21 protein-coding genes and 1 pseudogene are annotated in these 18714 nt (G+C 66.2%); 15 read left to right on the top strand and 7 right to left on the bottom strand.

Going from position 1 to position 18714, the window contains the following annotated elements; genetic code table 11:
- The 10 genes and pseudogenes from WAZ62_RS10970 to WAZ62_RS10925 all read left to right on the top strand — a co-directional run.
- Positions 1–891: pseudogene (locus tag WAZ62_RS10970) on the top strand (hypothetical protein); the annotation flags it as partial.
- A gap of 242 nt (positions 892–1133) precedes the next feature.
- Positions 1134–1472, top strand: coding sequence for an AtpZ/AtpI family protein (locus tag WAZ62_RS10965; protein ID WP_422643566.1), 339 nt, complete (start codon positions 1134–1136; stop codon positions 1470–1472).
- 17 nt (positions 1473–1489) lie between these two features.
- Positions 1490–2236 carry a F0F1 ATP synthase subunit A gene (locus WAZ62_RS10960; protein WP_422643565.1) on the top strand — a complete coding sequence of 249 codons (747 nt, stop codon included), beginning with the start codon at positions 1490–1492 and terminating at the stop codon, positions 2234–2236.
- 44 nt (positions 2237–2280) lie between these two features.
- Positions 2281–2505 (top strand): F0F1 ATP synthase subunit C, encoded by a 225-nt coding sequence (locus WAZ62_RS10955; RefSeq protein WP_422643564.1) that lies wholly within the window; start codon positions 2281–2283, stop codon positions 2503–2505.
- Between the two features lie 44 nt (positions 2506–2549).
- Complete coding sequence (locus WAZ62_RS10950) at positions 2550–3110, top strand: F0F1 ATP synthase subunit B' (protein WP_422643563.1); 561 nt, start codon at positions 2550–2552, stop codon at positions 3108–3110.
- Positions 3111–3122: 12 nt separating this feature from the next.
- Entirely contained in the window at positions 3123–3614 is a 492-nt protein-coding gene (locus WAZ62_RS10945; protein WP_422643562.1) for a F0F1 ATP synthase subunit B, read from the top strand.
- Positions 3615–3787: 173 nt separating this feature from the next.
- Entirely contained in the window at positions 3788–4945 is a 1158-nt protein-coding gene (locus WAZ62_RS10940) for a diguanylate cyclase (protein ID WP_422643561.1), read from the top strand.
- A gap of 98 nt (positions 4946–5043) precedes the next feature.
- Positions 5044–5682 (top strand): GAF domain-containing protein, encoded by a 639-nt coding sequence (locus WAZ62_RS10935; RefSeq protein ID WP_422643560.1) that lies wholly within the window; start codon positions 5044–5046, stop codon positions 5680–5682.
- Positions 5683–5694: 12 nt separating this feature from the next.
- Entirely contained in the window at positions 5695–6462 is a 768-nt protein-coding gene (locus WAZ62_RS10930) for a S8 family serine peptidase (RefSeq protein ID WP_422643559.1), read from the top strand.
- On the top strand, positions 6449–8500 hold the full coding sequence (locus WAZ62_RS10925; RefSeq protein WP_422643558.1) for an ATP-binding cassette domain-containing protein: 2052 nt from the start codon (positions 6449–6451) through the stop codon (positions 8498–8500). The genes WAZ62_RS10930 and WAZ62_RS10925 overlap by 14 nt, the downstream gene beginning before the upstream one ends.
- Here WAZ62_RS10925 and WAZ62_RS10920 read toward each other — a convergent pair.
- On the bottom strand, positions 8473–9468 hold the full coding sequence (locus WAZ62_RS10920) for an LLM class flavin-dependent oxidoreductase (protein ID WP_422643557.1): 996 nt from the start codon (positions 9466–9468) through the stop codon (positions 8473–8475). The two genes, WAZ62_RS10925 and WAZ62_RS10920, sit on opposite strands and share 28 nt — an antisense overlap.
- A 4-nt stretch (positions 9469–9472) precedes the next feature.
- The gene (locus WAZ62_RS10915) at positions 9473–10099 is read right to left on the bottom strand and encodes a glutathione S-transferase family protein (RefSeq protein WP_422643556.1); all 627 of its coding nucleotides are present in this window, start codon (positions 10097–10099) and stop codon (positions 9473–9475) included.
- Positions 10100–10196: 97 nt separating this feature from the next.
- Here WAZ62_RS10915 and WAZ62_RS10910 point away from each other — a divergent pair, with 97 nt between their 5' ends.
- The gene (locus WAZ62_RS10910; RefSeq protein WP_422643555.1) at positions 10197–10802 is read left to right on the top strand and encodes a 2-hydroxychromene-2-carboxylate isomerase; all 606 of its coding nucleotides are present in this window, start codon (positions 10197–10199) and stop codon (positions 10800–10802) included.
- Between the two features lie 88 nt (positions 10803–10890).
- Here WAZ62_RS10910 and WAZ62_RS10905 read toward each other — a convergent pair whose 3' ends face one another.
- The 5 genes from WAZ62_RS10905 to WAZ62_RS10885 form a co-directional block, all read right to left on the bottom strand.
- Positions 10891–11106 (bottom strand): hypothetical protein, encoded by a 216-nt coding sequence (locus WAZ62_RS10905; RefSeq protein ID WP_422643554.1) that lies wholly within the window; start codon positions 11104–11106, stop codon positions 10891–10893.
- A 79-nt stretch (positions 11107–11185) separates the two neighbouring features.
- Positions 11186–13825, bottom strand: a complete 2640-nt coding sequence (gene alaS / locus WAZ62_RS10900; protein ID WP_422643553.1) for an alanine--tRNA ligase — start codon at positions 13823–13825, stop codon at positions 11186–11188.
- A 73-nt stretch (positions 13826–13898) separates the two neighbouring features.
- Complete coding sequence (locus WAZ62_RS10895; RefSeq protein WP_422643552.1) at positions 13899–14267, bottom strand: cupin domain-containing protein; 369 nt, start codon at positions 14265–14267, stop codon at positions 13899–13901.
- A 2-nt stretch (positions 14268–14269) separates the two neighbouring features.
- Complete coding sequence (locus WAZ62_RS10890) at positions 14270–15394, bottom strand: aromatic ring-hydroxylating oxygenase subunit alpha (protein WP_422643551.1); 1125 nt, start codon at positions 15392–15394, stop codon at positions 14270–14272.
- 12 nt (positions 15395–15406) lie between these two features.
- A complete protein-coding gene (locus tag WAZ62_RS10885; RefSeq protein WP_422643550.1) occupies positions 15407–15979 on the bottom strand; it encodes a helix-turn-helix domain-containing protein in 573 nt (190 codons plus the stop codon).
- A gap of 150 nt (positions 15980–16129) precedes the next feature.
- Here WAZ62_RS10885 and WAZ62_RS10880 point away from each other — a divergent pair, with 150 nt between their 5' ends.
- From WAZ62_RS10880 to WAZ62_RS10865, 4 genes are all read left to right on the top strand, one after another.
- Positions 16130–16561 (top strand): hypothetical protein, encoded by a 432-nt coding sequence (locus WAZ62_RS10880; protein WP_422643549.1) that lies wholly within the window; start codon positions 16130–16132, stop codon positions 16559–16561.
- A 55-nt stretch (positions 16562–16616) separates the two neighbouring features.
- A complete protein-coding gene (locus WAZ62_RS10875) occupies positions 16617–16931 on the top strand; it encodes a hypothetical protein (protein ID WP_422643548.1) in 315 nt (104 codons plus the stop codon).
- A 91-nt stretch (positions 16932–17022) separates the two neighbouring features.
- Positions 17023–18429 (top strand): ethanolamine ammonia-lyase subunit EutB, encoded by a 1407-nt coding sequence (locus WAZ62_RS10870; RefSeq protein WP_422643547.1) that lies wholly within the window; start codon positions 17023–17025, stop codon positions 18427–18429.
- On the top strand, positions 18426–18714 hold a 289-nt coding region (locus WAZ62_RS10865), incomplete at its 3' end, for an ethanolamine ammonia-lyase light chain EutC (RefSeq protein ID WP_422643546.1). The genes WAZ62_RS10870 and WAZ62_RS10865, both read left to right, overlap by 4 nt.

Raw genomic sequence — 18714 nt, 5'->3', positions numbered from 1 at the left:
GAACAGGCCCTGGCGGAAGCCCGGCGCGGCGCGCGCGTCGCCGAAAGCGATGCCGGCGCCCTGCGCGAGGCCCGGGTACGGGCCGAAGGCGGCGTCCAGCAGGCACAAGTCCGGCTCGACGAACTGGTCGGCCGTATCAACGAGGAACTGGATTGCCCGCCCGATGCCATCCTGGCGGAGGCTGAAGTCACGGCGGACGAAGATCTGCCGGGCCTCGCCGAGCTGGAATCCCGCCTCGACCGGCTGCGGCGCGAGCGGGACGGCATCGGCCCCGTGAACCTGCGCGCCGAACAGGAAGCGGAAGAGATCGACGGCCAGATCACGGCCATGACCACGGAGCGGGAAGATCTGATCGCCGCCATCGCCAAGCTGCGCGCCTCGATCGGTTCCCTGAACCGCGAGGGGCGGGAGCGGTTGCTGGCGGCCTTCGAGCAGGTGAACCAGCAGTTCGGCATTCTCTTCGCCCGTCTGTTCGGCGGCGGCAGGGCCCACCTCGCGCTGACCGAATCCGACGACCCGCTGGACGCCGGGCTCGAAATCTACGCCTCGCCCCCGGGCAAGAAGCTGCAGGTGCTCTCGCTCCTCTCGGGCGGGGAGCAGACCCTGACCGCGCTGTCGCTGATCTTCGCCGTCTTCATGGTCAATCCGTCGCCGATCTGCGTGCTCGACGAAGCGGATGCCCCGCTCGACGATGCCAATGTCGTGCGCTTCTGCGATCTCGTGGAAGATGTCGCGCAGGAGACCGGGACGCGATTCCTCGTCGTCACCCATCACGGCCTCACCATGCAGCGAATGCACCGGCTTTTCGGCGTCACCATGTCGGAACCCGGCATCAGCCAGCTGGTCTCGGTCGACCTGACCCAGGCGCCCGGATTGCTGGCGGCGGAGTAATTTCCCCCCTGCGTCAATGACTTATGCCGCAATGCGGTGCGATTCCGCCCGCGACACCGTGACGACACTCGACTTTTTGCTGATATTTCAAAGGCTTGTATGCGGCCTTTTGTACCTTGACTAGGATGCAAGGGCCACTTACCTTCCGCCCGCCTTGGCTGGGGGTCGGGGCATGGGTTCGGTCTGGCCAAGAGACATTGAAGAGCGACTGCAATTGGCCGCTCGACAGGGTACTCTGGATCATGACTGACGAACCGCTGCCGTCCCTGGCCGATCTCGACCGGCGCCTCCGGGAGGCGCGCGAAACCGTTTTGGGTCCGCCCGAGCCGGAAGCGCCTTCCCGAACGTCGAATGCCTTCGGGTCGGCTATGCGTCTCGGCGTCGAATTCGTTTCCGGATTCGTCGTCGGCGGGTTGATCGGATGGGCGCTCGACCGATGGTTCGGCACGAGACCCTGGTTGATGGTCGTGTTCTTCCTCCTGGGCGCCGCCGCCGGGACGGTGAACCTGATCCGCGCCGCACGCCGCCTCCAGGCGGAAGCGGAGGCCAGTGAAGAGCAAGATTCGTCAACGCGCGGCTGAGAGTTTCGAGGTTCGACATGGCCGCAGGCGGCGAAGCGCATGGTCCTCTTCACCAGTTCGAGATCACCCGGCTCGTGCCGCTCGATCTTGGTGGTGTCGATATTTCGTTCACCAATTCCGCGCTGTGGATGGTGATCATCGTCGCCGTCTCGACCCTGTTCTTCGTGATCGCGACCTCGCGCGCCGCGATCGTGCCGGGGCGCCTGCAGTCGATCGCCGAACTCTCCTACGAGTTCGTGGCGGGGCTGCTGCGCGACAACGCCGGCAAGGAGGGGATGAAGTATTTCCCCTTCGTCTTCACCATCTTCATCTTCGTGCTGATGGCCAACATGCTCGGCATGGTGCCCTATTCCTTCACGGTGACCAGCCATCTGGCGGTGACGGCGACCATGTCGTTCATCATCATCATCGGCATCACCGTGCTCGGGATCGTCAAGCATGGTTTCGGCTTCTTCCACGTCTTCCTGCCGTCGGGCGTGCCGATGTGGCTGGCGCCGCTGCTGATCGTGATCGAGGTGATTTCCTACCTCACCCGTCCGGTCAGCCTCTCCGTCCGTCTCTTCGCCAACATGATGGCGGGCCACACCACCCTGAAGGTCTTCGCGAGCTTCGTCGTCGGACTCGGCGTGCTCGCCGGCTGGCTGCCGCTTCTCTTCGTCGTGGCGCTGACGGGTCTCGAAGTTCTGATTGCCTTCCTGCAGGCCTATATCTTCACCATCCTGACCTGCATCTATCTTAACGACGCGTTCCACCCTCATCACTGATATCCTGAGAGCACTGAAGCTCCTAACTTAGAAGGAATGGTTCCATGGAAGTCGAAGCTGCCAAGATGATCGGCGCCGGCCTCGCGACCCTCGGCCTCGGCGGCGTGGGCATCGGCCTCGGCAATCTGTTCTCCCACTTCGTTGCCGGCGCGCTGCGCAATCCCTCGGCCGCTCCGAAGGTGTTCCCGAACCTGCTGCTCGGCGCCGCGCTGACCGAAGCGCTCGGCATCTTCTCGCTGCTGATCGGCCTGCTCGTCCTGTTCGGTTGATCCCGTAACACTTACCGGGATCGGAACAGGTCATGCGGCAATACATGTTGGGACTGACCCTCGCCGTCGCCGCGGTTTCCCCGGCGCTGGCCGAGGGTGCCGAGAAGAAGGGGCTGCCTCAGCTCCGCTTCGAGGATTTCCCGCCGCAGATCTTCTGGCTGGCCGTTACCTTCGTGCTCCTGCTCGTTCTTCTCAGCACCCTGGTGCTGCCGAAGCTGCAGGGCACGATCGAAGGCCGGAAAGCCAAGCTCGAGGGTGATCTTTCCGACGCCGTCCGTCTGAAGGACGAAGCGGCGGCGGCGATCGCGGCCTATGAAAAGGCCCTGGCGGCGGCGCGGCAGCGCGCCAATGCCATCGCCGCCGAAGCGAAGGCCAAGATCGAAGCCGCGGCAGCTGCCCGCAAGGCCGAGCTCGAAGCCCAGCTGGCGGAAGAAGCCAAGGCCGCCGAGGCGCGCATCAGCGCGACCAAGGCCGCCGCCCTCGCCGAGGTGCGCACCATCGCCCTCGACGCATCGCGTGCCATCACGGCCAAGGTGGCCGGCATCGAGGTCGACGAAGCATCTGCCGCCCCGGCGGTCGATGCCGCGCTGGCCCGCAACGGTTAAGGAGCGGACATCATGGAATTCCTGTCCAATCCGGAAACCTGGGTCGCCGTCGCCTTCGTGATCTTCCTTGGCGTGATCGTCTATCTCAAGGTGCCGGGCTCGATGGGCAAGGCGCTGGACGATCGCGCGGCCAAGATCAAGGCCGACCTCGACGCCGCCGCCGGGCTGAAGGCCGAAGCCGAGGCCGCTCTCGCGAAATACCGCGAGGCGACCCGGAACGCCGACAAGGAAGCGGAAGCGATCGTGGTCGAGGCCCGCGCCGTGGCCGAAGGCCTCGCCGCCAAGGCCGAAGCCGATCTGGCCGCCTCCCTCGCCCGCAAGGTCGAGATGGGCAAGGCCAAGATCGCCCAGGCCGAAGCCAATGCGATCGCCGAGGTTCGTCGTATCGCGGCCGAAGTCGCCGTTGCCGCCGCGCGCGAGATCATCGCGACAAGGCTCGACGGTGCCGCCAAGGACCGCCTGATCGGCGAGACGATCGCCTCCGTGGCGACCCGTCTGAACTGACGCTCCACGCAAGATCTGCACGATTTGAAACCCCGGCAGGGCAACCTGCCGGGGTTTCGCTTTTTATCCCCTTCTTGACGGGACGCTGACCTCTCCGTGCTCTACGCTGTGGTGGAGGGCATGTTCGGGTCGTAATGTGACAAGGGGGTTCAAGGAGCCAGCAACAGATCAGCATGGACAGCATCTCGATCCCCAATTTCTTCCTGTTGCTTCTGTTGCCGGTCATCGCCGCGCTCTTCGGCACGATCATCGTGCTCGCGCATGTCATGACCCGGACGGGGCGCTATACCCTGCTGGCGCCTTTCGCTTTCTATTTCTTCGCCGCCGCCCTGACGCTGCAATCCTTCGTCTGGCCGCCCCTGACGCCGGGCGGCACGACGATCGTCGCGATATTCTATGTCGCCAGCGTCTTCGCGACCTCGGAACTGTTCCTGCGCTTCTTCGGCAAGCGGAACGATTACCGTCTGGCCCTGCCCGCCGCCCTCGCCGTCGTGGTGGCCATGCATTATTTCAGCGCGATCGCGCCCGATGTCGTGGCCCAGATCTATGTGCTGAATTTCTCCTGTGGCCTCAGCCTGATCGCGACCGCCCTTCGCATCGGGCCGGCCCGCCACGAGAAGCCCCTGATCGGTCAGGCGATCTACTGGGGCCTCATGGCGATGGGCGCCCATTTTATCCCGCGCTGCCTTCTGGCCGTGTATTTCGACGCGCAATTGCCGCCCCCGGCCGATTTCCGCGAGACGATCTATTGGGCGAGCACCAATTTCTTCGGCATCCTGACGTTTGTCGCCCTGACCACCATGGTCCTGTGCTGCATGGCCAGCGATGTCGTCGATGCCACGCGGAATGACGGTCTGCACGACCCCCTGAGCGGCCTTCTGAATCGCCGCGGCTTCGAGCACCACGCGCAGCCCGCCCATCAGGCACCCTGCGGCGTGATCTTCTGCGATCTCGATCACTTCAAGGACATCAACGACACCCTCGGCCATGGTGTCGGGGACAATGTGCTGCGGGAAGTCGGCCAGTTGATCCGGCGCCATCTGACCGCCGGCGCCATCGCCGCCCGGGTCGGCGGCGAGGAGTTCATCATTCTCCGGCCGCGCCGCGCGCAGGACGACAACTTCAGATTCGCCGAGGCCCTGCGCCGGGAGATCGAAGACTGCGCCTTCTCCGGCGTGCCGCCGGACATGACCATCACCGCCAGTTTCGGCGTGGTGACGGGCCTCGAGGGCGAAAGCCTGGACAATCTGATGCGCAGCGCCGACGCCATGCTCTATGCCGCCAAATCGAGCGGTCGAAACCGCTCCGTGACCACCTATCCCCATATCTGAGAGATGAGACCTGCTTCACCGCGAAAGCGGCGGTGATATCGCAGTGTGGCCGACATGCTGGTACACTCGCCGGCATTCAAGGGGGGAACCTGATGGCCATGGATCGTTCGTTTCTGAGCCGCTATCTCGGCATCGCGCCGTCGACGCGGGAGGAAGGCGTGTTGCGCCTGCTGCTCGAGACGGCGATTCGCACGGTGGACGCGGCCGAAGGCTCGGTCCTCGCCTATGACCGCGATGCCAACGACCTGCGCTTCGTCATGACCGTGAACGGCCCGTCCAGCCTGATCGGACAGCGCGTTCCGATCGGCGCGGGCCTGACCGGCCTCGCCGCCCTCACCCATGAAGTCCAGATCGGCGCCCCCACCTTCAAGACCGTCGATGATTGCAACCAGGCGACCGGGGTCGAGGGCGAGCCCAGCGCCGTCATCGCCGCCCCCATGGTCTCGGGCGATACGCTGATCGGCGTGCTGACCGGCGTCCGCTTCAAGCCGGGCTACCGTTTCACCACCGACGACGGCCGGGCCTATGGCAATTTCGCCACTGTCGCCGCCCTGATGCTGGATCAGCACAGCCGCCTGCGCGAACTCTCGGGCGGCACCGGCGATGTCACCACCGCCGGCTTCGGACCGGAGGAGGCGCGCATCATGGCGGCTGTCGCCTCGGTCGCGCGCAGCCGGCCGGACCGCCTGCCCCGCCTCGCCCAATTGTTCGAACAGATGGCCGATATCGCCATCTGATCGGCCGCGCCCATGTCCTCCGTCGCGATTACCGAAGCCACGGCCGCCCGATTCGACGAACTGGCCGCGAGCGATCTCGCCCCGGTCGAGGTCGCCGTGATCGATTCCGGCATCGACGCCACCCATCCCGACCTCGCCGGCCGCGTCGTCAGCCAATGGACGGTCGAGGACGAGGAGGGCCGCCTCGCCGTCCATCCCCTCGAAACCGGCATCAACAACGATACTTTCGGCCATGGCACCGCGGTCGCCGGCATCATCGCCCGCATCGCGCCCAATGCCCGCATCCACGACATCCGCGTGCTCGACGCCCGCAACAAGGGCGATCCCACCGCCTCCCTCGTCGCCTTCCGCCATGTCCTCGCCCAGCGCCTGCGCCTCATCAACATGAGCCTGGCCATTCCCGCCTCCCAGCGCGAACCGCTCTTCAAATTGTGCGAAAGCGCCTATCAGCGGAACCAGGTGGTGGTCGCCGCCAAGCGCAATGTTCCCGTGACCGACGAAGGCCTGCCGGCGGAATTTTCCAGCGTCATCTCGATCGACAATCATCAGGTCGAGCCGATGAGCCTGCATTTCATCGAACAGGGCCTGATCGAATTCGCCACCCTCGGCAACGACCTGACGGTGCCCGCCCCCGGTGGCGGCTACACGGTGAAGACCGGCACCAGTTTCGCGACGCCGACGGTCACCGCCATGTGCTGCCTGTTCCTGGGCCGCTGGCCGATGCTTCGCCAGTTCGAGCTGAAAACCATTCTGAAAGCCCGCGCCCATGGCCATGTCTGACGGACCGCCGCCCGGCCCCGGCGCCGAGAAGAAAGCCCCGCCGCCCCAGGGCATTCCCCTGCCATTGGCCGGCGCCCCCAAAGGCGCCCCGCCCCCCGGCGCGATGCCGCCCGGTGGCATGAAGGGGCCGGGCGGCCCCGGCTTCCCCGGCCTGCCTTTTCCGCCGGAGCCGATGAAGTTCTCCAAGCTGCTGCGCTGGGCGGTGATGCTGGCGAAATCGGCGCCGCTGCCCTTCCTCGCCTCGGTCGGGCTCGCCGCCCTGGTCAACGCGCTCACGCCCTATACCCAGCAGGTGCTGGTCTCGCTGACCGGGGCGCTGGAAGGCAAGGGCACGGCCGATCCGAAGATGATGGCCCTCCTCTATGCCGTGCTCGCCGTCGTCGTCATCCTGCTGTCGATGGCCAGCAAGCTGGTCACCACCTGGTCGAACGAGAAGATGCTGGTCGCGCTGCGCCATCTGCTGCACGACCGGATGCTGCTGCTCGGCCCGCAGTTCCACGGCAAGGTGACCGGGCCACAGCTGGTCCAGATCATCAATAATTTCTCGGCCGGGGCGCAGTTCACCTTGCGCGAAATCCTGGCCTATCCGCTCACCCGCGGTGTCGGCCTCGTCACCGCCGGAATTTTCCTCGCCGGCAATCTGTCGGCCTTCGCCGGCATTCCGCCGATGGCGCGCTGGATATTGCTGGCGCTCGTCGTGATCATTCCGCTGATCGGCTGGAAACTGTCGGGCGTCGTCGGCCGGGCCTTCGAACAGGTCCGGGCCGAGGAAGCGGCCTTCGCCGACGAATTGGGCAATTCCACCGCCCAGCCGCTCGAAGTCCAGCTGATGCGCGCCCAGGCCCAGCGTTCCCGCTCGATCGGGGAACGGCTGCAGTCGGTGATGGCGGCCAAGCTGCGCGCCACCCTCAGGCGCGAGGCGGCGCAGCAGTTCCAGGGTTCCATGTCGGTGATCCTGACCACCGTCCTCCTGATCTATGCCGCCTTTTCCTTCGACGCCAGCACGCCCGTGGGCGCCCTGCTCGGCCTCATCCTGATGGTGCCGCTGGTCGTCGGCCCGATCCAGGAACTGGTCACCTTCTTCACCGGCCTGTCCGTGAACTGGCCGATGATCCGCCCGGTGGGCGAGATCATCGACGCAAAACCCGAAATCGCCGACGCTCGGGATGCCGCCGATATCGCCATGGCGGACGCCACGGCGGAATTGGCGAATGTCACCTTCGGCTATCCCCCGGCCAGGACCCCGGTGATCCTGAACGGCGTCTCGCACCGCTTCCGGGCGCGGGCGATCACGGCGATCGTCGGCGGCTCGGGCTCGGGCAAGAGTTCGGTGATGCGCCTCCTCGTCCGGCTGTATGACCCGCAAGGGGGCTCGGTCACCATCGGCGGGCGGGTGCTGACCGCCTATACGCTGGAATCCCTGCGCCGGCAGGTCGTCACCCTGTCGCAGTTTCCGTTGATGCTGTCGGGATCCTTGCGCAAGAATTTCGAGCTGGTGAAGCCGGATGTGAGTGACGACGAAATCCTCGCCGTGCTGCGCCGGGTCGGCGTGCTCGATGCCCTCAACCGGATCCGCCCCGAGGGTGTCCTCGATATTCCGGTGACCCAGGCGGCCGGCACCGGCACCCTGTCGGGCGGCCAGCGCCGGCTGGTGGCGCTGGCCCGCGCCCTGATCCTCGCCCCGCGCATCCTGCTGCTCGACGAGCCGTCGACCGGCGTCGATGTCGAATCGACCTCGCGCCTCGTCGCGGTGCTGCGCGAGTTGTCGCGCGAGGTGACGATCATCATGGTCGAACATGACGTCGATTTCGTCACCGCCGTCGCCGACGAAGTGGTCTGCATCGAGAACGGCCAGTTCGTCTCGGCCGGGGCGCCGCAGGCGCTGATCAGCGCTGGCGGCAATCTCTTCGCCCGCTTCGTCGAAGCCCGCCGCCGCGCCACCTCGACCGATCACCTCGATATCGAGCGGGTGCCGCTGCCGGCCATCGCCAAGGGCGGGAAAGGCCCGGCTTACCCCCCCGGTGCCAGCAACTCGTAGGACCGCAGGCGCGCCTTGAAGTCATAGGTGATGGTCACCACCGTCACCTCGTCCGCGCCGACGCTGGCGGCCAGCCGGGCGATACGGGCCTTCACCGTCGCGGCATCGCCCGCGATGCCGCGCGCGCCGACAAGCTCGAGGCGCTGGCGGGCGGCGGCGGGCAAGGAGTCGATATCGATGGTGGCCGGGTCCGGGAAGGGCACGTTGCGCCCCGCCAGCAGGTTCAGCACCCAGACATCGCGGGTCCGCACCAGATAGCGCGCCTCTTCGTCGGTATCGGCGGCGAGGGCGAAGAGCGCCAGCATCACCCGCGGCCGGTCATAAAGACCGGGGCGGAAACTGCGGCGGTAAGTCTCGACCGCCTGGGCCAGATTGTCCGGGTTGATGAAATGGGCATAGGCGAAGCCCGCGCCGATCGCCCCGGCATAGGCGGCAGAATCGCCGCCCGAACCCAGCAGCCAGACATCCGGCACGCCGTCGCCGCGCGGCTGGGCATAGACGCGGGCGAAGGGATGGCTTTCCTCCATCCGCCCGGTGAGGAAGGAACAGAGATCGACCAATTGCTCGGGAAAGACTTCGGGGCCATAGGCCTGCGGCCCGGGGCGAAGCGCGGCGGTGGTGAGTTGGTCGCCGCCCGGCGCCCGGCCAAGGCCGAGATCGATGCGCCCGGGATAGAGGGTCTCCAGCATCCGGAAACTCTCGGCCACTTTCAGCGGGGCGTAATGGGACAGCATGACCCCGCCGGTGCCGAGCCGGATCGACGAGGTGACGGCGGCCAGATGCGCTATCAGGATTTCGGGCACCGACCCCGCGAAAGCGGCCGAGGAATGATGCTCGGCGCACCAGAAGCGGTGATAGCCCAGCGCCTCGGCATGGCGGGCGAGCGCAATGGTTTCCTGCAACGCCTGCGCCGCCGTGCCGCCGACCCGGATCGGCGACTGGTCGAGGACCGAAAGACTGAAGGCCATCGGCTCAGGCCGTCTTCGGCATCAGGGCATCGTCGAGGGCGGTTGCGCGGATGTGAGCCGGACGCTCGATAAGGCGCTGCCAATAGGCGGCGAAGGCGGGCCTCGGCTCGGTCATGCCGAACTGGAGGCCAAAACCGATCTGCGAGCCCAGATAGACGTCGGCGGCACTGAAGCGGTCGCCTAGGATATAGGGTCCTTGCGCCAGCGCGGCCTCGACCGTGTTCATGACATCGGCGAAACAGCCGTAACCGACCATGGCGCGCTTGTCGGCCGGCACCTCGACCCCCATGGCCTTGTCGCCGAAAGATGCCTCATAGGGGCCGGCGGCATAGAACAGCCAGCGATACCAGGCCCCGCGCAACGGATCGCCGATCGCGGGGGCGAGGCCCGCCTCGGGAAAGGCATCGGCGAGATAGGCGCAGATCGCCGCCGTCTCGGTCACCGCCACGCCCTTGTGGACGATGGCCGGCACCTTGCCCATGGGATTGATCCTCAGATAGTCGGGCGCCTTCATCGTGGTGCCATAGTCGAGCACGCGGGTCTCGTAGACTGCCCCCGCCTCCTCCAGCATCCAGCGCGCGATTCGCCCGCGCGACATCGGGTTGGTGTAGAGGATCAGATCGCTGGTCATGCTTGTTTCCCCACATTCATGGCGACGGGGAGTGTGTCACGGCGCCGTTCGGTGGCACCATGCGAAAAACGACAGGCAGACCCAAACGGGAGGGACCATGCCCAGGCTCGAATTCTTCTTCGATATCTCCAGCCCCTGGACCTATCTCGCCTTCACCCGCATCGAGGCGGTGGCGGCGGAAGGCGGCGCGGATCTGGTGTTCCGGCCGATCCTCGTCGGCGGCGTGTTCAACGCCGTCAACGACAGCGTCTATGCCTGGCGGGAGAATCCGAACCCGGTCAAGATGCGCTATTACTTCAAGGACATGGCCGACTGGGCGCGGGAAGCGGGCATCACCATCGGCCAGCCGCCGGTCTTTCCGGTCAACAGCGTGAAGGTGATGCGCGGCTGCTTCGTGGCCGAGGAAGCGGGCGTCCTGGTGCCTTACGTCCGCGCCCTGTTCGAGGCTTACTGGGGCCGGCTGGAGGATATTTCGCGGGACGAGGTGATCATCCCCGTGCTCGACGACCTCGGGATCGAGCGCCGCGCCTTCTTCGACAAGATCAACAGCGACGACTACAAGGCGCGCCTGCGCGGCAATACCGAGGAGTTGGTGGCGAGGGGCGGCTTCGGCTCCCCCACCATGTTCATCGACGGCACCGACATGTATTTCGGCAACGATCGCCTGCCCCTGGTGCTGTCCGCCCTGAAGCGGGCGGCGTGAGGGGAAAGCCTCTATAATCCAAGCCCCGCCCGACAAACAAAAAGCCCCACCGTCGCCGGCGGGGCTTCAAGACGGGATCCCTTGAGAATCAATCGTCGTTGTCGGCGCCTTCTTCGAATTCGCCGTCTTCATATTCGAGTTCGGCGATCAGGAGGACCGCGGAGTCGCCCTGATCGTCTTCGATCACGTCGATCGCGCCGATTTCATAGACGTCGACTTCGTCTTCGTCGAACGGCATGGCGAGACGCAGTTCAGTGTCGCCGTCGATCTTCGACAGTTCTGCAATAAGCTCGGAAACCTTCATGGTCCTGATCCCCTTTGGCACGACCGGTAGAATCTTGGGCAGACCATAACCGAGCCGCGTTGCAAGTCGAGGACTATTCTCAAGCCCCGATCGCCTTCACCATGGCCTCGATCGCCGCATCCGCCTTGTCGCCCTCGGGGCCGCCGGCCTGGGCGAGATCGGGACGGCCACCGCCGCCCTTGCCGCCCACCGCCTCGACGCCGACGCGGATCAGGTCGACCGCGCTGTGCTTCGCCACCAGATCCTCGGTCACGCCGACGACCAGCGCCGCCTTGCCGTCATTGACGCCGACGAAGGCGACGATGCCTGAGCCGAGCTGCTTCTTGGTCTCGTCGACGAGGCCGCGCAGGTCCTTGGGGTTCACGCCGTCCAGCTTCTTGGCGATGACCTTGACGCCGCCGACCTCGATGGCGGTCAGCCCGCCGCCCGAGCCGCCGCCGGTGGCGAGCTGCTTCTTCGCCTCGGCCAGTTCGCGCTCCAGCCGCTTGCGCTCGTCCAGGAGGCTGGCGACACGGTCGGGCAGTTCGGCGGGCGACGCCTTCAGGGCGGAAGCCGCCTTCTTGAGCAGGATTTCCTCGTCGCGCATGTATTTCAGCGCGGCGGCGCCAGTCAGCGCCTCGATCCGGCGGACGCCGGCCGAGACGGCGGATTCCGACACGATCTTGAACACGGCGATATCGCCGGTGCGGAAGACATGGGTGCCGCCGCAAAGTTCGGTCGAATAGGCATGGTCGAGGTCGGCCCCGCCCATGGAGACGACACGAACCTCGTCGCCGTATTTCTCGCCGAACAGCGCGAGGGCGCCGGCCTTGATGGCGTCGTCCGGCGTCATCAGGCGGGTGGTGACACCGCCGTTTTCGCGGATCGCCGCGTTGACGCCGATCTCGACCGCGTCGATCTCCTCGTCCGACAGGGCCTTGGGATGGCTGATGTCGAAGCGCAGGCGCTCCTCGGCGACCATGGAGCCCTTCTGGGTGACATGGGGGCCGAGCACGTCGCGCAGCGCCTTGTGCAGCAGATGGGTGGCCGAATGATTGGCGCGCAGGCGCGAACGCCGGCCGTTGTCGACCGAGAGGTGAATGTCGTCGCCGACCTTGATCGTGCCGCCCTCGACCGTGCCGAGATGGATATGCAGGCCGAGCTTCTTCGCCGTGTCGGTGACCGCGACCGCATAGCCGGGGCCCCTGATGGTGCCGGTGTCGCCCATCTGGCCGCCGGATTCGCCATAGAACGGCGTCTGGTTCACGACGATGGCGACGGCGGTGCCGGGGCCGGCGCTGGTCACCCGCTTGCCGTCGACGATGAGGCCGGCGATCTTCGCCTCGGCGGTTTCGGTTTCATAGCCGAGGAATTCGGTCGCGCCGACCTCTTCCTTCAGCTCGTACCAGACGAGATCGGTCGCCGCCTCGCCCGAGCCGGCCCAGGCCTTGCGGGCCTCGGCCTTCTGGTGCGCCATCGCCGTGTTGAAGCCGTCGGTGTCGACCGCGATATCCTTGGCGCGCAGGGCATCCTGCGTCAGGTCCAGCGGGAAGCCGTAGGTGTCATAGAGCTTGAAGGCGACATCGCCCGGCAGCGGCTGGCCCACACCCAGCTTCTCGACCTCGTCGTCGAGCAGCTTCAGGCCGCGCTCCAGCGTCTGCTTGAAGCGGGTCTCTTCCAGCTTCAGGGTCTCGGTGATCAGGGCCTCGGCCCGGATCAATTCGGGATAGGCGACGCCCATCTGCTTGATGAGCGCGGGCACCAGCCGGTACATCAGCGGATCCTTGGCGCCCAGCAGCTGGGCATGGCGCATGGCGCGGCGCATGATCCGGCGCAGCACATTGCCGCGCCCCTCGTTCGAGGGCATGACGCCGTCGGCCATCAGGAAGGACGAGGCGCGCAGATGGTCGGCGATCACCCGGTGGCTGGCGACCATCGGCCCGTTCGGATCGGTATTGGTCGCGTCGGCCGAGGCAGCGATCAGCGCCTTGAACAGGTCGGTCTCGTAATTGTTGTGCACGCCCTGCAGCACGGCCGAGACGCGCTCCAGCCCCATGCCGGTGTCGATCGACGGCTTGGGCAGCGCCACGCGCGTGCCGTCGGCCGACTGCTCGTACTGCATGAAGACGAGATTCCAGATCTCGATATAGCGGTCGCCATCGGCGTCCGGGCTGCCCGGCGGGCCACCGGCGACGCCGGGGCCATGGTCGAAGAAGATTTCCGAACAGGGGCCGCAGGGACCGGTATCGCCCATGGCCCAGAAATTGTCCGAGGTGGCGATGCGGACGATGCGCTCGTCCGGCAGGCCGGCGATCTTCTTCCAGAAGCCGAAGGCCTCGTCGTCGTCGTGATAGACCGTGACCCAGAGCTTGTCCTTGGGCAGGCCGAAATCCCTGGTGATCAGGTTCCAGGCCAGCTCGATCGCGGTTTCCTTGAAATAGTCGCCGAAGGAGAAATTCCCCAGCATTTCAAAGAAGGTGTGGTGGCGCGCGGTGTAGCCGACATTGTCCAGATCGTTGTGCTTGCCGCCGGCGCGCACGCATTTCTGCGAACTCGCGGCGCGGACGTAGTCCCGGCGTTCCTTGCCGGTGAAAATGTCCTTGAACTGGACCATGCCGGCATTGGTGAACATCAGCGTCGGGTCGTTCGCCGGCACCAGCGGGCTGGAGGCGACAGGACGATGACCGGCCTTCACGAAATAGTCGATGAAGGTGGAACGGATCTCGTTGATGCTCTTCATGATCCTCTGAACCGCGCAAACCCTTATTGATCAGCCTTATTAGCCTTTGTTCCGCGCCCAAGTCCACCGCAGGTTACAGCTCGGGCACGGCGGCGGTGCGGTCGACCGGGTATTTCACATAGAAAAGCGTGACCTCCTCGTCGACCTCGTAATCGAGCGGGGTCTCCTTCGGGAAGAACAGCACGTCGCCGGGGCCGACGTCATGGGTGACCCCGGCCGAGGTGACGCGCATGTTGCCGGCCAGAATCACCAGCACCTCGTCGAAGGGCAGGCACCAGGTGACCGTGAGGTGGCGGTAGGTGACGACGCCGGCCCCCATGGTCGACGAGACCTCGGGCCCGATCAGCTTGGCGATCTCGGCGTAATTGACCGCCGTCTGCCCCGGCTTGCCGAGATAGGTCGCGAACTGGCGGTCGGCCGCCTTGTAGCATTGCACGGTCATGATCAGGCCTTTTCCATCATGCGGGCGACGAGGGTCTGGACGTGGTGAATCGGTGCTTCAAGCGCGGGCGAGAAACAGCCGCCGTCGAAGCCGCGCGAGACGCGGCCCTTCTGCAGGCGCTCGACGATGGTGATGTCCTGCCGGTTCAGCTCTGCCCAGAGGTCGTAGAGTTCCTGGCGCCGGGCGGCATATTGGGGCGCCGTCGCCCCCTCCCCGACGAAATGGAAATCCAGACGCTCAGTCGAATGGCCCTCGTCGAGCGGGGTCACCGTCACGGTGAAATAATGGTCCGGCATCAGGAAGATCAACACGTTCGGGAACAGCGTCAGGAATTCGCCGAGCCGCGCCTTCTCGGGTGAAAGGCCGGGGAACGGCGGCAGCAGGACCGGCGCGCCCTCCCGGGTCGCCGTGCGGTTGCCGGTGCCGACGATGGTGCCGTCGATCACGTCGTAATGATCCTCGGCCTTGGAATATTCGTTCACCTGCGGGTGGATGAACGGCAGGTGGTAGGTGTCGCAGAAATTCTCGACCAGGAGTTTCCAGTTGGCCGCGATCTCGAAATCCATGCGGCCGGCCGGGCGGGTGGCGGCGAAATCATAATCCGCCCAGCGGGCGACGAGCGGCGCGGCATGAGCCTCGAAAGGTTCGGCATCGCCCGAGAGATCGAGGAAGACGAGATCGTTCCACTGGGCGAGACGGATGGGCTTCAGGCCGTGGTCGGCGGGGTCGAACCCTTCCAGCGTGTGGCAGCCGATACCGCCGAAATGCGGCGTCGCGCGCAGGCCCCCTTCGAGATCGAAGGCCCAGGCGTGATAGGGACAGCGCAGCAGCTTCTCCCGTCCCGCCTCTTCGACGAGGAGGAGGCCCCGGTGGGTGCAGACATTGTGGAAGGCGCGCAGGATCCCGTCCTGCCCCCGGGCGAGAAAGACCGGCTGCCCGGCCAGGGTCAGCGGCAGCACGTCACCCGGCGTCGCCACATCGGAAGCGGCGCCGACGGCGACCCAGCTTCGCGCCCACAGCCGCGCCTGCTCGCGGCGGAAGAAGCCGGGATCGGTATAGGCCTCCGCCGGCAGGCCTCTGGCCTGCGCGAGGGGGTGCTGGAGGGCGGACAACAGACCGTCAGGCATGGCAAGCAACCTTCACGACAGGGCGGGCATGATGATGAAAAGGGCGGTCGCCGGCAGCGTGGCCGAGGCATTGCCGAAACTATGCGGCCGGCGCGGGTCGTAGGTGAGCGTGTCACCGACCGAAAGCGTCACCACTTCCCCGGCGAAGCGAATGGTGACCGCCCCCTCCTCGACCAGAACGAAGACCTCGGCCGCGCGCAGGCTGTAAAGTTCCTCGCCGCCATCGGCGCCCGGCGCCAGATGGGACAGAACCGCCTGAAAGCGCCGGGTCAGGGCCGGGGACACCAGCAGGTCCGAGATGCCGCTGCCGCCGAATTCGATCGGCCGCCGGTCGGCGACACGAACGACGGCCTCCCCCGCCGCCTCGAACAGGGCCCCGACCTGCAGGCGCAGCACATCGCAGACCGCGAGCAGGGACGCGACGGACGGCGAGGTCTGGTCCCGCTCCACCGCCGAGAGGAAGCTCTTGGTCAGATCGGCGGCGGCCGCGACCTCGTCGAGGGTCATGCCCAGTTCCTGCCGCCGCGCCCGCAGCTTGTGCCCGATCTTCGCCCTGGGGCGGTTGACCTTTTCGATCTCGTCCATGATTCCAACGGTTGTTGTGGGTTGGAAGTATATCAATAAATGACTTTGTTCATCAATGATGGATTATCACGCTTCGCGGAGCGCCAGATGGGGTATCTCCGATTTGGCGACATCTGCTAGGATCACGCATCCCCAGCGTTGGAGACGCTCATGCCCCGCCCCCCTCTGTCCGGCCTCATCCTTTGCGCGGCGATGCTGGCCGCTGCTGTGCCGGCCCTGGCCGCGGGGGGGCCGCAGGGGCGCTTCGGTCTCGATGTCGAGACGACACAGGCCAACATGGTGGCCGCAGGCAAGTCCACGCCCCAGCTGCGCGAGATGCTGAATCAAACGAAAGACCTGCTGTTTTTCGAATTTTCGGGCGATACCCTCACTTTCGTCACGGGGCCGTCCATGGGCAGCCGCGTCAACGGCCGTTGCCACTGGAAGCTGGACGGGACATCCGTCCTCGTCGACCGCTGCGTCGACGGCACCGGCACCGGACCCTTCCGCTTCACGGGAACCATGTCTTATGACGAGAGCACCAATGCCATCGCCGTTGTTGGTCCGAATTCGCCGGCCCCTGTCGTTTATGGCCATCGCTAGCATCCTGCTGGCCGGCCCGGTTTTCGCGGATGGAAACATCGAAGGCGAGTGGCGCGTGGACCGGACGCTCAGCCTGCAGACCCTGACCGCGAGGAAAACGGTCTCGGCCGAGGAGGCTTCGGGCATCCTCGCCATGTTCGGCGCGGCCACCCTGTCGTTCGAGGGGGCGAAGGCCCATGTCGCCCTTGGCCCCGCCCCGGTGACCTGCGCCTGGACCTGGGGCGAGGCGCGGGAAATCCGTGTTTCCGCCTGTCTCGACAAACGCAAGCAGCCGGCGCCCGGCCCGGCGAAGCTGGAATTGTCGGGCGACGGCACCATCCGCCTGATCGAAGAGGATGGCTCCGCCCTCGCCTTCCGCCGGGCGTCCTGACTGGCATTTTTCTTGCACTGCAACACCAGCCGTCGATACCCTTGATTCGTCGGCATTCGGTAGTGAACACGGCGGTGTGAGGCGTTTTCAGATGGCCTATTCGATCGCGCTGGACGGCACGAACTGGCGCTTTCCCGACCTTCGGGACCTTCTGGCCAAGGCCACCCCGAAACGCTCGGGCGATGAACTGGCCGGTCTCGCGGCCGAGAGCGCGGTGCACCGAATTGCGGCACAGATGGCGCTTGCCGAGGCACCGCTTGCCGATTTTCTGACCGCGACCTTCGTGCCCTACGAGATCGACGAGGTCACCCGCCTGATCCTCGACGGTCACGATGCCGCGGCCTTCCGTCCCATCGCCGCGATGACCGTCGGCGAGTTCCGCGAATGGCTGCTGTCGCCCCGGGCGACGTCCGAGGCGTTGGCCGCGATCCGCCCCGGCCTCACCCCCGAGATGGTCGCCGCCGTCTCCAAGCTGATGCGGCTGCAGGACCTGATCCTCGTCGCGGCGAAATGCCGGGTGATCACCGCCTTCCGCAACACCATCGGCCTGCCCGGCCGTTTCGCCACCCGCCTGCAACCCAATCATCCGACCGATGATTCGCGCGGCATCGCCGCCAGCCTCGTGGACGGGCTGCTGCTGGGCGCGGGCGATGCCGTCCTGGGTGTCAATCCGGCGACCGATGGCGTGCAGGATTATACCCGCGTCGTCTCCCTGCTCGACGATATCCGCGAGCGGCTGAACGCGCCGACCCAGACCTGCTGCCTCGGCCATGTCACCACCGCGATCAAGGCGATCAACAAGGGCGCGCCGGTCGATCTCGTGTTCCAGTCGATCGCGGGCTCCGAAGGCGCCAACGCCGGCTTCGGCGTCAGTCTCGCCACCCTCGCCGAGGCGCAGGATGCCGCCCTGTCGCTGGGCCGGGGCACGGTCGGGCGCAATGTCATGTATTTCGAGACGGGGCAAGGCGCCGCCTTGTCGGCCAACGCCCATCATGGTGTCGACCAGCAGACCATGGAGGCGCGCGCCTATGCCGTCGCCCGCCGCTTCGATCCCTTGCTGGTGAACACGGTGGTCGGCTTCATCGGCCCCGAATATCTCTACAACGGCAAGGAAATCACCCGCGCCGGCCTCGAGGATCATTTCTGCGGCAAGTTGCTGGGTGTCCCCATGGGGGTCGACGTCTGCTACACCAATCATTGCGACGCCGATCAGGACGACATGGACGGGCTCCTGCTCCTCCTCGTCAATGCCGGGGTGAATTTCGTCATCACCGTGCCGGGCGCCGACGACGTCATGCTGAATTACCAGAGCCTGTCCTATCACGACGCCCTGTCGGCGCGGGACATCACCGGGCGCAGGCGCGCGCCGGAATTCGAGGCCTGGCTGGCCGAGGTCGGCCTGACCGATGGCGCCGGCCGCCTGCGGCCCGATCCCGATCCGCTGGCCATGCGCCCCGGCCTCGCCGCCCTCTCGGCCCGACTGGAGGCGGCGGAATGAGCGACGACAAGACCCGCCACCTCGACGTCATCACTCCGGCGACACCGGTGCTCGAAGACCTGCGCCGCTTCACCGCCGCGCGGGTCGGCCTCGGCCGGGCCGGATCGGGCCTGCCGACGGCGGCGCATCTGAAATTCACCCTCGACCACGCGCGGGCGCGGGATGCGGTCTGGTCGGCGATCGATAGCCGGGGCCTTGCCGGCGAGATCGCCAATCGCGGCTATCCGGTCGCTGTCGTCGCCAGCGAGGCGGGCGACCGGGCGACCTATGTCCGCCGCCCGGACC

The organism is Zavarzinia sp., assembly GCF_049306435.1.
Lineage (GTDB): Bacteria > Pseudomonadota > Alphaproteobacteria > Zavarziniales > Zavarziniaceae > Zavarzinia.
Note: the sequence above shows the minus strand (reverse complement) of the source record. Positions and strands in the feature narration are given on the sequence as shown.

Excerpts from the sequence above, each read along its gene's own strand:
- WAZ62_RS10965 (WP_422643566.1), top strand. The coding sequence starts at position 1,134 with ATGACTGACGAACCGCTGCCGTCCCTGGCCGATCTCGACCGGCGCCTC.
- WAZ62_RS10960 (WP_422643565.1), top strand. The coding sequence starts at position 1,490 with ATGGCCGCAGGCGGCGAAGCGCATGGTCCTCTTCACCAGTTCGAGATC.
- WAZ62_RS10955 (WP_422643564.1), top strand. The coding sequence starts at position 2,281 with ATGGAAGTCGAAGCTGCCAAGATGATCGGCGCCGGCCTCGCGACCCTC.
- WAZ62_RS10950 (WP_422643563.1), top strand. The coding sequence starts at position 2,550 with ATGTTGGGACTGACCCTCGCCGTCGCCGCGGTTTCCCCGGCGCTGGCC.
- WAZ62_RS10945 (WP_422643562.1), top strand. The coding sequence starts at position 3,123 with ATGGAATTCCTGTCCAATCCGGAAACCTGGGTCGCCGTCGCCTTCGTG.
- WAZ62_RS10940 (WP_422643561.1), top strand. The coding sequence starts at position 3,788 with ATGGACAGCATCTCGATCCCCAATTTCTTCCTGTTGCTTCTGTTGCCG.
- WAZ62_RS10935 (WP_422643560.1), top strand. The coding sequence starts at position 5,044 with ATGGATCGTTCGTTTCTGAGCCGCTATCTCGGCATCGCGCCGTCGACG.
- WAZ62_RS10930 (WP_422643559.1), top strand. The coding sequence starts at position 5,695 with ATGTCCTCCGTCGCGATTACCGAAGCCACGGCCGCCCGATTCGACGAA.
- WAZ62_RS10925 (WP_422643558.1), top strand. The coding sequence starts at position 6,449 with ATGGCCATGTCTGACGGACCGCCGCCCGGCCCCGGCGCCGAGAAGAAA.
- WAZ62_RS10920 (WP_422643557.1), bottom strand. The coding sequence starts at position 9,468 with ATGGCCTTCAGTCTTTCGGTCCTCGACCAGTCGCCGATCCGGGTCGGC.
- WAZ62_RS10915 (WP_422643556.1), bottom strand. The coding sequence starts at position 10,099 with ATGACCAGCGATCTGATCCTCTACACCAACCCGATGTCGCGCGGGCGA.
- WAZ62_RS10910 (WP_422643555.1), top strand. The coding sequence starts at position 10,197 with ATGCCCAGGCTCGAATTCTTCTTCGATATCTCCAGCCCCTGGACCTAT.
- WAZ62_RS10905 (WP_422643554.1), bottom strand. The coding sequence starts at position 11,106 with ATGAAGGTTTCCGAGCTTATTGCAGAACTGTCGAAGATCGACGGCGAC.
- alaS (WP_422643553.1), bottom strand. The coding sequence starts at position 13,825 with ATGAAGAGCATCAACGAGATCCGTTCCACCTTCATCGACTATTTCGTG.
- WAZ62_RS10895 (WP_422643552.1), bottom strand. The coding sequence starts at position 14,267 with ATGACCGTGCAATGCTACAAGGCGGCCGACCGCCAGTTCGCGACCTAT.
- WAZ62_RS10890 (WP_422643551.1), bottom strand. The coding sequence starts at position 15,394 with ATGCCTGACGGTCTGTTGTCCGCCCTCCAGCACCCCCTCGCGCAGGCC.
- WAZ62_RS10885 (WP_422643550.1), bottom strand. The coding sequence starts at position 15,979 with ATGGACGAGATCGAAAAGGTCAACCGCCCCAGGGCGAAGATCGGGCAC.
- WAZ62_RS10880 (WP_422643549.1), top strand. The coding sequence starts at position 16,130 with ATGCCCCGCCCCCCTCTGTCCGGCCTCATCCTTTGCGCGGCGATGCTG.
- WAZ62_RS10870 (WP_422643547.1), top strand. The coding sequence starts at position 17,023 with ATGGCCTATTCGATCGCGCTGGACGGCACGAACTGGCGCTTTCCCGAC.